Origin of the sequence: Streptomyces sp. NBC_00104, from assembly GCF_045160825.1 — a bacterium.
Classification (GTDB): domain Bacteria; phylum Actinomycetota; class Actinomycetes; order Streptomycetales; family Streptomycetaceae; genus Streptomyces.
In genome coordinates, this window is sequence record NZ_CP108215.1 from 3,075,328 (window position 1) to 3,088,046 (window position 12,719).

Consider the following 12,719-nt stretch of genomic DNA (forward strand, 5'->3'; position numbering starts at 1 on the left):
AGGCTCATGAGGCTCTCGTCCGGGTGGTGCAGGCCGTCCCCTCTCCACCTGCACCACCCAAACTAGCGCTCTATCGGGCGGATCGTGCGAATACCGCCACGGTCCGCCCCGGAACGACGAACGTCCCCGATTCCGCTTCGTACGACGAGGTCCGAACGGTAGAGTCCGCACCCGCCGCCTGTACCCGGTGCAGTGCGTATCCCGTCCCGGCCAGGTCGTCCACGGTCTGCTTCCGCTTCTCCGGGGTGGCGTTGAAGACGACGACGAGGTCGCCGAGTTCCATGGTGATCACGCCCGGTGTCTCGTCCTTCCCCGACAGCGGGAAGGACAGCTTCGACTGCACCTGCCCCGCCGTGCCGAGGGAGAACACGTCCTCCGTCGTACGGATCCTCAGCAGGTCCCGGTACGCGGCCGAGGCCCCCTCGATCTGCTCGCAGCCGACCCCGACGGAGGTCAACAGGGGCTTGGCGTAAGGCCACTTGGACTGGTTGTCGGCCGCGAGGGGCAGTCCGCGCCCGAAGCCGTTGCCGCCGTCCCCGCAGTCCCAGTGGATCGCGTTGAACCAGTCGCCGCTGTCGTAGGAGTTCCGGTCGAGCGACTTGGAACGCAGCAGGTCGGTGCCCGCCTGCGAGAGCGCCGGGCCCTGTGAGAGGGCCGCGGTCGCCATGGCGAGGACCTGCATGCGGGCCCGGTCGGAAGCGCTCGTCGCCTTCGGCAGTTTGAAGGCCAGCGCGTCGAACAGGGATTCGTTGTCGTGCGCGTCCACGTAGGCGAGGGCGTCGCCGGGGGCGTCCGCGTATCCGGCGGCGACTCCGTTGTAGTCGACCTCCGAGCCCTTGACCTCCTTGCCGTCGGTGTCGGTGAACCGGTAGTTCGCGAGGTTGCCGCTCAGCCCCACCTTGACGAGGTCCTGGTAGTGCAGCAGCCGTGCCTTCTGCTCGGCCGACGTCCCGTTGCCCTCCGATGAGTTGGGGTCGGTGTAGAGACCGGAGGCGAAGCCCTGGACGCCCGGGTCCTCGTCGAAGGGGCCGCCGCCGCGCACCGCGTCACGGGCCCGGTCCGAGAAGGTCGCGATGCCCGTCCCTGCCATGTTCTTCTGCGTGGCCTGGGTGAAGCGCGCGTCGTCGGCGACCTCGCCGAAGTTCCAGCCCTCCCCGTAGAGGATGATCCTCTTCCCGTCGACGCCGTCCTTCTTGAGGGTCAGCGCGTCGAGGGCCTTCCTGACCACCAGGATGTTGGCCTTCGGGTGGTGCCCCATGAGGTCGAAGCGGAACCCGTCGACCTTGTACTCCCTGGCCCAGGTGACGATCGAGTCGACGACGAGCTTGCCCATCATCGTGTTCTCGGGCGCGGTGTTGGCGCAGCAGGTGGAGGTGGCGACCGAACCGTCGGCGAGGAGCCGGTGGTAGTAGCCGGGGACCACCTTGTCGAGGACGCTCTTGTCGGCCTGTCCGCTCGCGGGGGTGTGGTTGTAGACCACGTCCAGCACCACGCCGAGGCCGTCGCCGTTGAGCGCCTTCACCATCTTCCGGAACTCGACCGTGCGCCGGGGCCCGTCCGGGTCGGTCGCGTACGAGCCCTCCGGGACGGTGTAGTGGTACGGGTCGTAGCCCCAGTTGAACCCGTCCTTCGCCGCGGCCTTCGCCACGCACTCCTGCTGCTGGTCGGAGTCGGCGGCGTACGAGCCGAGGTCGCAGTCGACGCTCGTCTGGTCCGCCTTCCTCTCGGGGATGGTGGCGATGTCGGCGACGGGGAGGAGGTGCACGTACGACGTGCCCGCCTTCGCCAGCTCCCGCAGGTGCTTCGAGCCGTCGCCGCCCTTGTCGGTGAAGGCGAGGTAGGTGCCCTTGTCCTGCACGGGCACCGTCCGGTCGTCGATGGAGAAGTCCCGGACGTGCAGCTCCTGGATCTGCGCGTCCTTCAGCGGTACGGCCTCGGGCTTGGTGTACGACGACCAGCCGGCCGGGGCGAGCGCCTTGTCCTCCAGGTCGACGACGAGGCTGCGCTCGGAGTCGGCGGTGAGGGCGACGGAGTACGGGTCGGTGACCTTGTTGGTGACGACCTCGCGGACGCTGGGCGCCCACACCTTCACCACGTACCGGTAGGGCTTGTTCTTCCAGGACTTCGGTCCGGTGACGGACCAGACGCCGGTGGCGTCGTCCCGCTTCATGGGGAGCGTCCTGCCGTCGAGGTCGAGGGAGACCTTCTGCGCGGTGGGCGCCCAGACGGCGAGCGTCGTACGGCCCTTGCCGAAGGTCGGGCCGAGGTCGGCGTCCGCCGCGCTCGCGCCGTACAGGTCGTCGAGCACCCCGGCGATCTGCACGCCCGTCGCCGCGAGCACGGCCCCGTTGGCAGCCCGCTGGGAGGCGACGAGCTGGCCGCGCAGGGCCTCACGGACCCGGTCGCGGTCACGCGGGTCGACGGTCCAGGCCGTGTACGCCTTCAGATGCGGGAACTTCGCCTTCTGGGCGTCGGTGAGCGCCGACTTGGTCAGCCGCAGCCACCGCTCGTCGGTGCTGGTCAGCGCGCCGTCCTTCGCCGTGATGGAGCCGGTGCGCGAGTACAGCAGCTGGGTGGAGGCGGCGGTGTCGTTTCCGTTCCAGGCGAGGGTGTTCCGGTCGATCCAGACGGCCTTGGAGGTGGTCAGGTCGAAGGCGGCCGCGCTGCCCGCGGGCTGCGGGAGCAGGTACTTCTCCTGCCCGTTCAGCAGCCACACCTCATGGCCGGCGGCCTTGAGGTCGAGCGCCTGGTCGGTGGAGAGGTCCTTCTCGTCGCCCTTGTGGATGATGTAACTGAGGCTGGTGGCCCCGTCGGTGAGGGGCACCTCGAAGACGGCGCCGTAGGCGTCGGTCCGCACCGGTTCCAGGGGCTTCGACCAGTCCGTGGGGTTCGCGGCGCCGGACCAGACGTGCAGGCCCCAGCCGTCGTGGTTCCCGTCGGCGCGGTGGTAGTGCAGGACGGCCTTGGACGTGTCCTGCTGCGGATAGTCGGCCGTGGGCCTCTCCGTGAGTACGGCCTCCTTGCCCTGCTCGACCCAGATCTCGCCCGTCTTCGTGACGTCGATCGAGCGGTCGGCGGAGACGTCCTTGGTGCCGTCCTTGTCGATGACGAGATAACTGACGTTCGAGGCACCGGGCTTGAGCTTGACGTAGGCGAAGGCGCCGTACGCGTCCCGCCCGACGAAGTCGTGGCCGTCCGGCCAGGTGGTCCCCTCGCCGTCGGCGATGTCACCCCAGGCGTACAGCCGCCAGTCGGTGTAGTCGCCGTCGGCGCGCTTGTAGTGGACGATCGCGTAGTCGCGCGAGGAGGCGGTGGGGACCTCGGGGGCGGGCGGGGTGCCCGTGGTGGAGGCGGCGGTGGCGCTCGCCGTTCGTCCGGTCCGGTCGATCACCACTGCCTTGTACCGCAGTGCGGTTCCCGCCGGAACCTCCTCCCCGATGGTCTGGGTGACCTGGTACGGGGCATGGTCCGCGGAACCCAGCGTCTTCCACGTGCCGTTGCCGACCTGCGCGGCGAAGACGACGCGGTTGAGCTGTCCCCCGTCGACATCGGCGCTGATCTCCACCGTGCCGGTGGCGCCTGCGGCCGGGGCCCTGAGGGTGAGGGACGGCGCGGTGGCGGGCTTCGCGAGCGGGCCGGCGGCCTTGAGGACGATCGCCGACCCGGCCGGAACGGTGACGGTGACCTTGCGGTCGGCGTCGCTCGTCACCTTGGCGTCGGTCCCGTGGATGCCCTTGAAGGCCATGCGGGCCGAGCCGGTCGCGAAGTTCGCCGTCTTGGCCTCGCCCGCGTTGTTGAAGGCGACGACGTACTCGGTACCCGTCTCGGTGTCCGTGCGGGAGAAGGCGTAGACGCCCGCCCCGTCGGCCGCGTAGCGCTCGGTCTGGACGCCGTCGGCGAGGGCCGGGTTGGCCTTGCGGAGCTTGGCGAGAGCACTGATCTGCTTGTAGAGCGGTGCTCTCGTGTCGTACGCGTCCGAGGCGTGGGTGCGGTCCGTGCCGAGCTGGTCGTCGTCCAGGTAGTCGGCGGTCTTCGAGGCGAACATGGTCTGGCGGGAGTCCTTGTCACCGCCCGCGCCGGTGAAGCCCTGCTCGTCGCCGTAGTAGACGACCGGGTTGCCACGGCTGAGGAACATCAGCTCGTTGGCGAGCCTGTCCTTGGCGAGCAGTTCGGCGTCGTCCGCCTTCGGGTTGTCCTGTTCGAGGAAGGTCCCGATGCGGCCCATGTCATGGTTGCCGAGGAAGGTGACCTGCTCGTACGCATTGGCCTTGTCGGTCGTGTACTTGTAGTCGTCCCCGAAGACCGAGGCCAGCTTCCGCGCACTGCCGCCCTGGGAGGCGTACGAGCGTGCCGCGTCCTGGAAGGGGAAGTCGAGCGTGGAGTCGAGGCGGCCCTGGGTGACGTACGGGGAGGTCACCGACGTGTCGGCGGAGTAGACCTCGCCGAACATGAAGAAGTCGTCGCGCCCCTTCTTCGCCGCGTACGCGTCGAGCGCGGTCGCCCACTGGGTCCAGAACTCCGTGTTGACGTGCTTCACGGTGTCGATCCGGAAGCCGTCGATGTCGAAGTCCTTCACCCACTTCTCGTAGATCTTCTCCATGCCGGAGACGACCTCGGGACGTTCGGTCCACAGATCGTCCAGCCCGACGAAGTCGCCGTAGGTCGCGGACTCGCCGGCCCAGGTGGAGTCGCCCCGGTTGTGGTACATCGTCGGGTCGTTGAGCCAGGAGGGAACCTTGGCGTTCTTCTTGGCGGCCGGGACGACGGGGGTCCGGGGGAAGGAGTCCCGGTCGACGGACGGAAAGTCCTTCTTCCCGTCCTCGTAGTCGGCGTCGTCGAAGGGCTCGCCGTCCTTCGTCAGATAGGGGAAGGCACCCTTGGAGAGGTAGTCGTACGACTTCTGCTCGTAGTCGACGACATCGGCGGTGTGGTTGGTGATGACGTCGAAGAAGACCTTCATGCCCTTGGCGTGGGCCTTGGAGATCAGCGTCTCCAGGTCCTTGTTGGTGCCGAAGTGCGGGTCGACCTGGGTGAAGTCGGTGATCCAGTACCCGTGGTAGCCGGCGGAGGCGTTCTCGCCGGTGCCCTGGACGGGCTGGTTCTTGAAGATGGGCGCCATCCAGATGGAGGTCGTGCCCAGGCCCTTGATGTAGTCGAGCCGCTCGGTCAGGCCCTTGAGGTCGCCGCCCTGGTAGAAGCCCTTGTCGGTGGGGTCGTAGCCGGTGGCGAGGCGTGAACCGGTCAGACCGCCCTCGTCGTTCGCCTTGTCACCGTTGGCGAAACGATCCGGCAGGACGAAGTAGAACTGCTCGCGGGTGAGGTCGTGACGGGCGGCGCTCTTCGCCAGCTTCGCGTCGGACGGCGGTGCGGGCGGGGTCGCGGCCCCGGCCGCGAGGGGCTGGACGAGCGCTGCGGTCAGCGCGGTCACGGTGACCGCGCCGACCACTGCGGCCCGTTGGGCGTGGGCGGTACGGCGCCTCGACGGCGTCGGCCATCTCGGTATCACGGATGGACTCCTTGCGATGACGGCTCTGGTGGGTCCGACTCCGCGCGACCGTATCGCCGCCGAAAGCTTTTCAGCAAGAGGCTTGAAAGTAACGGAAACTGCTTTCAGGTAGCGCGGGTCGAGGCGAGGTGCCCGGCGCGCGACCACGCGCCGGGCGGTGGCTCAGCAGCTGGTCTTGCCGGCGTAGATCGCCAGGGCGGTGTTGGAGCCGAGGGTCGCGGTGAACTGGCCGGAGCCGTTGACGGTCACCGTCGTGTTGTTCTGCACGTTGCAGTACGTGCCGGCCGCGAGGGAGGTCTGGTACGTGCGGCTCAGGCTGCCCGACTCGTGGTTGATGGCGACGAAGCCCTTGGTGCCCCGGCCGAAGGCGATCGCGTCGCCCCCGTTGTCCCACCAGTTGGTGACGGCCTCACCGCGGGTGGCGTTGCGGAAGGGCACCATGCGCATGATCTCCGGCCAGGCGTGCTGGCACTTCCAGCCGTCCTGCCAACAGGCGTTGACCGTACCGCCGTTGGGCGGCCCGGCGTCGGTGGAGGAGAACTCGTAGCCGGAGTTGATGTCGGGCGCCCCGTACGGGTAGGCCAGCATGAAGACGTTGGCCATCGTGTAGGTGGCGTTGTCCTTGTAGCTGAGCGTGGAGCCGTTGCGCTCGGTGTCGTGGTTGTCGACGAAGACCCCGGCGACCGAGCTGCTCATGTACCCCCAGCCCTCGCCGTAGTTCTTGAGGTAGGCGAGGTTCTCGTTGTTGAAGACCCGCTTGAGGTCGAAGGCGTACCGGAACTCCTGGACATCCCCGTTCCCCGTGTACTCGCTCGGCTGGACGGCCTCCCCGGAGCCGTAGATGGCCTCCTGCTTCCAGTACACGGACGTGTTGCTCAGCCGGGACCTGATGTTGGCGAGGTCGGCGGCGGGGATGTGCTTGGCTGCGTCGATCCGGAACCCGTCGACGCCGTACCCGAGCAGGCTGTTCATGTATCCGGCGACGGCTGACCGGACGTAGTCCTCACCGGTGTCCAGGTCGGCGAGGGTGACGAGCTCGCAGTTCTGGACGTTGGCGCGGTTGGTGTAGTCGCTGATGGTGGCGGTGCAGTCGTCGAAGTCGAAGGAGGAGTAGAGGCCGGGGTAGTTGTACTTCGTGTACGACGAACCGCCGGTTCCCGTGCCGCTCCCCGCCGACATGTGGTTGACGACCGTGTCGACGACGACCTTGACGCCGGCCGCGTGGCAGGTGTCGACCATGCTCTTGAACGCGGTGGCATCACCGAGCCGCCCCGCGATCCGGTAACTCACCGGCTGGTACGACGTCCACCACTGCGAGCCCTGTATGTGCTCGGCGGGCGGCGAGACCTGGACGTATCCGTACCCGTTCGGCCCGAGGGTGCTGGCGCACTCCTTGGCGACGGAGGCGAAGCTCCACTCGAACAGGACGGCGGTCACGTCCTTGGTCCCGGGCGGCGACGCGTACGCGTTCCCGGCGGGCACCGCGAGCGCGATCGACGCGCCCGCCGCGAGAGCGAGCGCACCGGAGAGGGTTCTGCTGGCCATGTGTGGGGTCCTTCTCCGTTGAAGGGGTCCGAAGGATCAGTCGAAGGGCCTGGGGACCCGACGCGATCCACGCAAGATCCTTTGCTGTTTCTTGCTGCAAGATGGCTGAAAACTTTCAGCAGACAGGAAGGTACGAGTCCACTTGACGCATGGTCAACCCTCCGGACACACCTTCTTCACGCACCCGAAATCTCTTCACGGGGTGGGCTGTTGGGGCGGGACGACGTCAGGAGAGGTCGGCGAGATCCTCTCGGGTGAGGGTGACCGACCCGGCGGCGACTCGCCGACGCGGGCGCGCGGGCGCGCGGGCGCGCGGGCGCGCGGGCGCGCGGGCGCGCGGGCGCGCGGGCGCGCGGGCGCGCGGGCGCGCGGGCGCGCGGGCGCGGATCGCCGCCACCGCCCTCCCCGCCGCCGCACGGGAACTCGGCATGTCCCTGCGCACCCACCGCCGCAGGGTCGCCGAACTGCTCGACGCCCTCGACGCCGGGTCGCGGTTCCAGGCCGGGGTGCGCGCGGGTGAGCTGGGCCTGGGAAGGCACCCCTAGGACCGGCGACTTCCCAGCGCCCTTTTCCGAACGCCACCCGAGTCACGGAGTGCGGTGTACGCGGCCCACGCGTCCAGCAACGGAGGGGTCACCGAACTCCGTCGGCCGGGGCCGTGGGTGACCGCGTAGCGCACGGCCGCCGGGGTGGCGTGCGGGAAGGCCGAGAGGAGGAGGGCAACCGTACCTGTGACGAAGGGCGCCGCGGCGCTCGTACCGCTCAGGAGGAAAGGGCGGGCGTCGGGTCCGGGGCCGGGGACGCGGTCGCCGGGGGCGCCCACTCCGTGGCGGCCGATGGACGTACCCAGGTTCGACTGGGGCATGGGCCGCCCGGCGCGGTCGTAGGCGGTCACCGGGATGGCCCACGGGTGGTCGGTGAGGACGGAGGAGCCCATCCGGCCCTGGTTCCCGGCGGCGACCACGAGGATCACACCCCGGTCGACGGCGTGGTCGAGGGCCGCCTCCAGGGCGTGGTCGCGGACGCCGGAGGGCGCGGGCTGGGCCATGCTCAGGTTCACGACGTGGGCACCCGCGTCGACGATCTCCGTGAGCGCCCTGGCCAGTTCCCCGGTCCGTACGCCGGAGAGACAGGTCGCGGGACCGCCGTCGGCCGGGCGGTCCGTGAAGAGGGGCCGGGACAGCAGGGTGCAACGGGGGCAGACGCCCCCGGCCGCGACGATGATCCCGGCCACCGCCGTGCCGTGGGCGCAGCAGACGTCGGTGCGGCGGCAGCCTCCCGTACCGGCGGGCGGGCTCAGTTCCCGGACCGCCCGGCCCGCGAAGGCGGGGTGGTCCACGGCGACACGGCCGTCGATCACGCCGACGACGACCGAGGGCCGGCCGGAGGTGTGCGCCCTCAGCTGTGTGAGGCCGACCAGGTCGAACGGGTCCATGGGCACGCCCCTCCTTCCCGGCCGTGAGGTGGAGCGGCCCGGCTCCCCGCCCTGCGGGGCGGACCCGTGGACCGGACTACTGCGACAGGTACTCGGGCGGACGGCAGTCGATGAGACAGCTCTCCGTGCAGCGGTTCAGGCAGTCACCGGCTTCGTAGGAGGGCACGTCCTGGCACACGTCGGCACACGCGTGTGAGCACGCCGTCTCGCAGTGCATGTCCAGCTGCGGGTGCAACCGGTCACCGGCCTCGTCCCGCCGGGCGGGCGGGACCGGGGCTGTCGGCGCGAATCCCGGGAGAGTCATGGTGTGCCTCCCCACCAGGCGGGGTCCCGGCATCGGTCCGCCAGACAGGAGGCGTAGCACTCGTCGAACTGGTCGAGCCCTTCGCAGCGCGAGTGGCAGAGCGGTCCTTCGACCCTCTCGCAGGTGATCTCCTGGAGGTGGACGAGATCACCGGGATGCTCTTCCTCGCGGGCGAACCGCTGGGGGATCGGTCGGTCACCGGCCGCGGCGGGCGGGGGCCTCCGGGTGAATCCTGGCAGGTTCATCTCGCATCACCTGGCCCATGGTCGGATGTGGCGGAACGACGCGTGGTGGGCGGCTGTCGCGAGGTCACCACTTCTCCGAGCAGAGCTTCGTCAGGCACTTCTGCACGCACGCACGCGGGTCGTAGGCCCTCCGGCACTGGTGACGGCAGACCGGAGCCAGTTCCTCCTCGCACGTGAAGTGCTGAGGAAGGATCAGATCACCGGCGTTCGCTCCGCGTGCCGCCGGCTCGACGGCGAATCCGGGGATACGCATGTCCGTTCGCCTCTTTTCCTCTCTCGTGTCTCCCGTCGGTCACCGGGAGTAGTAGAGCTGGATCGGAGTCACTCTGAAGGGGAAGAGCCCGGCGAGACCGACCCGGACGAACCACTTCTCGGTGACATTGGTCTGGCGGTGGGTGTAGGAGAGGACGACCGTGATGACCGTCTGGGAGCCGCTGCCGAGCCGGGAGGGCCCGGCCTCCACCCCGGAGAGGGTGTAGCCCCCGTCACGCATCTCGCTGGTCTTGCGGTAGATCTCCTGCTCCCGCACCGTCAGGAAGTTCAGGGCCCGGTGGGTCGGGTCGAGGCCCGCGTTGTTGTTGAGCTGGAGCACCCGGTCGAGCACGTCTCTGGCGGTCTTCTCGAACTCCTTGCGGGACGTGTCCCTGGGCCGGTCGATCGCCTCGATCAGCTCCCTGCTGTCGAAGGACCAGATCTTCTCGACGCGGACGAGCGGGACGGACAGTCCCTGGCAGGCGCCGGGCGGCACGATCGGGCCGAGGGTGCCGACGACCACGGCGAGGTCGCGCTTGTCCCTGACCGGGCGCAGGGCCTCCACGAGGTCGTCCAGTTCGGCGGCGTCGGCGGGCTCCAGGATGTAGGTGTCGATGCCCTGGACGGACAGGACGTAGCACATCTGCCGGGCGATGTAGCGGTTCTCCGGTGCGGACAGGACGCGGTGGAACGCGTCGGCGTCGGTGGCGTCGCGGCTCCCGTCGGCGTCCGCCACCTGGAAGAACTCGTGCTGGACGGAGAGATCGGGGAACACGGCGTGCACCCGGCCCAGGACGTAGACGTAGCCGGGGGCGGTGTCGCCGCCGGTTCCCCCGCCGCCGTGGGAGCCGGCCTCGGCACAGCCGCAACAGGCCTGCGTGACGGTGGACTCGACGGGCGCGGGGAGGGAGGTCTCGGGATCGAGCGTCGGCGTGGCCGCGGGCGGTGCGGGTCGCGTCTCGGCCTCCGCCGGAGAACCCATGACGGTGACGGGGTCGGTGATCTCGGGGTCCATAGGTCACTCCTCACGCACGCTCTGTCGGGCTCTCGGCCCGGAGCGGGTCGCGCACCGGGCGCTCTGTCGGACTCTCGGCCCGGAGCCGGCGGCGCGGCGGGGCCGCCTGGTCGTGCACGCGCCGTACGCGTGCACGCGCCGTGCGCGGTGCCTCAGCGGTCCCGTCCGCCGCCGATCGTCGCCCACCGGTTCAGTGCCTCGGCCCTGCGTCCGCAGCCGCCGCAGGGCCGGATCCCCACCGCCGTGGTCACCCGGGCGACGGCGTCGCCCAGCCCGACCTCCGTACCCTCGCGACCTTCGCGCGCGAAGCCGGGGAGACGGACCCGGTGGCGCGGCCCGTCCTGACGGCGGGAGTCGCGGGAGTCGTCCGCCGCCGGTTCCCCGGCCGTACTCCGGCTGCTCGTTGCACCGTCAACCATGTCGCTCACATCCCGGTGTTGACGCTCTCGCTGCGGCGCCCCCGACGCGTCCCGCTCCTTTCCACTGTCCTCCTGAGGCGCCTCGGTCGCACGCTGACCGGACAGGGGTGCGGCGAGGCGTACAGGAGGTCGACCGGCAGGGCCCGCCGCCCCGAACCGGGCGGCGGGCCCTGCCAGTCGACGGCGGACGCACCGCGGTCGGCGTCCCTACGGGTTCCTCAGGCGGTCGTCCACCACACGGTCGTGTCCCCCGGCAGCTTCGCCTCGTCCTCGGCCACGGTCACCTCTGCGCTGGCGACCAGGACACGGCCGTACGCGGGGATCGTGACGGCCTCGCCGGTCGTGTTCGCCACGCACACGAACTCCCCTCGGCGGAAGGCGAGGACACCCGTGGGGGCCTTCAGCCACTCGACCGAGTCGCCCGCGCCGAGGCCGGGCTCCTCGCGGCGGACGGACAGGGCGGTGCGGTAGAGCTCCAGGGTCGAGTCCGCCGCCCCCGTCTGGGCCTCGATGCTCAGGTCGCCCCACTCGGAGGGCTGCGGCAGCCAGGAGCCGCCCCCGCCGAAGCCGTACGACGATCCTGTGCGGGTCCACGGGATCGGGACCCGGCAGCCGTCGCGGAAGCCGTCCTGGCCGGCGCCTCGGAAGTAGGCCGGGTCCTGGCGGACCTCGTCCGGAAGGTCGACGACGTCCGGGAGGCCCAGTTCCTCGCCCTGGTAGACGTACGCCGAGCCCGGGAGCGCCAGCATCAGCAGGGAGGCCGCACGGGCACGACGCAGCCCCAGTTCGCGGTCGCCCGCCAGCCGGATCTGCGTGCCCAGGCCGGGTTCGTTCGCGAAGCGGGTCGCGTGTCGGGTCACGTCGTGGTTCGACAGGACCCAGGTGGCGGGGGCGTTCACCGGGCGCATCGCGTCCAGGGTGCGGTCGATGACGGCCTTCAGCTCCGCCGCGTCCCAGTCCGTGCCCAGGTACTGGAAGTTGAAGGCCTGGTGGAGCTCGTCCGGGCGGACGTAGTTCGCGGTGCGCTCGACGGTCGGGGTCCAGGCCTCCGCCACGAAGATGCGGTCACCCGCGTACTCGTCCAGGACCCGGCGCCACTCGCGGTAGATCGCGTGCACGCCGTCCTGGTCGAAGAACGGCATGACATCGTTGCCCAGCAGCTTCACCTGGTCGTGGGCGCCCAGGTCCGGGAGGCCGTCCGCCTTCACCAGGCCGTGGGCGACGTCGATACGGAAGCCGTCCACGCCCATGTCGAGCCAGAAGCGGAGGACGGAGCGGAACTCGTCGCCGACCGCCGGGTGGTCCCAGTTGAAGTCGGGCTGCTCCGGGGCGAAGAGGTGCAGATACCACTCGCCCGGGGTGCCGTCCGGTTCCGTGACCCGTGTCCACGCCGGGCCACCGAAGATGGACTCCCAGTCGTTGGGCGGGAGTTCGCCGGTCGCGCCCTTCCCGGGGCGGAAGTGGTAGCGCTCCCGCAGGGGCGAGCCCGCGCCTTCGGCCACCGCCCGCCTGAACCACTCGTGCTGGTCGGAGGAGTGGTTGGGGACCAGGTCGACGATGATCCGCAGGCCCAGCTCGTGCGCGTCGCGGATCAGCGCGTCGGCGTCGAGGAGATTGCCGAACATGGGGTCGACGGCGCGGTAGTCGGCGACGTCGTAACCGGCGTCGGCCTGGGGGGAGGCGTAGAAGGGGCTGAGCCATACGGCGTCGATGCCGAGGTCGCGCAGGTACGGGAGTCGGGAACGTACGCCCTCCAGGTCGCCCATGCCGTCGCCGTTGCTGTCGGCGAAGCTGCGCGGATAGACCTGGTAGATCACCGCGTCGCGCCACCAGTCGCTGCGCTGGGCGACGGTGGCGACGGCGGAGGTCGGGGCCGTGTCGGCGGAGTGCTGCTGGCTCATGGCGTCCTTGGTGCGTAAGGGAGTCATCGGGTCAGAGGTAGATACGGGACGGGTGACAGAGGCGGCCGCGGTGTCAGCGGGGTCGGATGGGCACCGC

At 70.1% G+C, this 12,719-nt stretch carries 9 protein-coding genes and 1 pseudogene; 1 reads left to right on the forward strand and 9 read right to left on the reverse strand.

Annotation, left to right across the window (positions count from 1 at the left end; all coding sequences use genetic code 11):
- Positions 1-70: 70 nt before the first annotated feature.
- Positions 71-5,506 carry a pullulanase-type alpha-1,6-glucosidase gene (gene pulA / locus OG272_RS13330; RefSeq protein WP_405893384.1) on the reverse strand — a complete coding sequence of 1,812 codons (5,436 nt, stop codon included), beginning with the start codon at positions 5,504-5,506 and terminating at the stop codon, positions 71-73.
- A gap of 162 nt (positions 5,507-5,668) precedes the next feature.
- Entirely contained in the window at positions 5,669-7,051 is a 1,383-nt protein-coding gene (locus OG272_RS13335; protein ID WP_328222828.1) for an alpha-amylase family protein, read from the reverse strand.
- A gap of 404 nt (positions 7,052-7,455) precedes the next feature.
- Between OG272_RS13335 and OG272_RS13340 the strand changes: the two are divergent.
- Positions 7,456-7,596: pseudogene (locus OG272_RS13340) on the forward strand (DNA-binding response regulator); the annotation flags it as partial.
- Here the strand turns inward: OG272_RS13340 and OG272_RS13345 are convergent.
- The 7 genes from OG272_RS13345 to OG272_RS13375 all read right to left on the reverse strand — a co-directional run bounded on the left by OG272_RS13345 (position 7,593) and on the right by OG272_RS13375 (position 12,622).
- Positions 7,593-8,486 carry a S8 family serine peptidase gene (locus tag OG272_RS13345; protein ID WP_327730097.1) on the reverse strand — a complete coding sequence of 298 codons (894 nt, stop codon included), beginning with the start codon at positions 8,484-8,486 and terminating at the stop codon, positions 7,593-7,595. The pseudogene OG272_RS13340 and the gene OG272_RS13345 overlap by 4 nt on opposite strands.
- A gap of 76 nt (positions 8,487-8,562) precedes the next feature.
- Positions 8,563-8,790, reverse strand: coding sequence for a hypothetical protein (locus OG272_RS13350; protein ID WP_326583299.1), 228 nt, complete (start codon positions 8,788-8,790; stop codon positions 8,563-8,565).
- Entirely contained in the window at positions 8,787-9,035 is a 249-nt protein-coding gene (locus OG272_RS13355) for a hypothetical protein (protein WP_327730095.1), read from the reverse strand. Before OG272_RS13355 ends, OG272_RS13350 begins: the two co-directional genes overlap by 4 nt.
- A gap of 64 nt (positions 9,036-9,099) precedes the next feature.
- Positions 9,100-9,288: a hypothetical protein gene (locus tag OG272_RS13360; protein ID WP_326583298.1), complete on the reverse strand. Its 189-nt coding sequence runs from the start codon at positions 9,286-9,288 to the stop codon at positions 9,100-9,102.
- 39 nt (positions 9,289-9,327) lie between these two features.
- Positions 9,328-10,302 carry a hypothetical protein gene (locus tag OG272_RS13365; protein ID WP_405893387.1) on the reverse strand — a complete coding sequence of 325 codons (975 nt, stop codon included), beginning with the start codon at positions 10,300-10,302 and terminating at the stop codon, positions 9,328-9,330.
- Positions 10,303-10,454: 152 nt separating this feature from the next.
- A complete protein-coding gene (locus OG272_RS13370) occupies positions 10,455-10,721 on the reverse strand; it encodes a hypothetical protein (RefSeq protein WP_326583296.1) in 267 nt (88 codons plus the stop codon).
- A 218-nt stretch (positions 10,722-10,939) separates the two neighbouring features.
- Positions 10,940-12,622 carry a glycoside hydrolase family 13 protein gene (locus OG272_RS13375; protein ID WP_328507399.1) on the reverse strand — a complete coding sequence of 561 codons (1,683 nt, stop codon included), beginning with the start codon at positions 12,620-12,622 and terminating at the stop codon, positions 10,940-10,942.
- Positions 12,623-12,719 lie beyond the last annotated feature (97 nt).

Coding starts and splice junctions, on each gene's coding strand:
- OG272_RS13335 (WP_328222828.1), bottom strand. CDS start 7,051: ATGGCCAGCAGAACCCTCTCCGGTGCGCTCGCTCTCGCGGCGGGCGCG.
- OG272_RS13345 (WP_327730097.1), bottom strand. CDS start 8,486: ATGGACCCGTTCGACCTGGTCGGCCTCACACAGCTGAGGGCGCACACC.
- OG272_RS13350 (WP_326583299.1), bottom strand. CDS start 8,790: ATGACTCTCCCGGGATTCGCGCCGACAGCCCCGGTCCCGCCCGCCCGG.
- OG272_RS13355 (WP_327730095.1), bottom strand. CDS start 9,035: ATGAACCTGCCAGGATTCACCCGGAGGCCCCCGCCCGCCGCGGCCGGT.
- OG272_RS13360 (WP_326583298.1), bottom strand. CDS start 9,288: ATGCGTATCCCCGGATTCGCCGTCGAGCCGGCGGCACGCGGAGCGAAC.
- OG272_RS13365 (WP_405893387.1), bottom strand. CDS start 10,302: ATGGACCCCGAGATCACCGACCCCGTCACCGTCATGGGTTCTCCGGCG.
- OG272_RS13370 (WP_326583296.1), bottom strand. CDS start 10,721: ATGGTTGACGGTGCAACGAGCAGCCGGAGTACGGCCGGGGAACCGGCG.
- OG272_RS13375 (WP_328507399.1), bottom strand. CDS start 12,622: ATGAGCCAGCAGCACTCCGCCGACACGGCCCCGACCTCCGCCGTCGCC.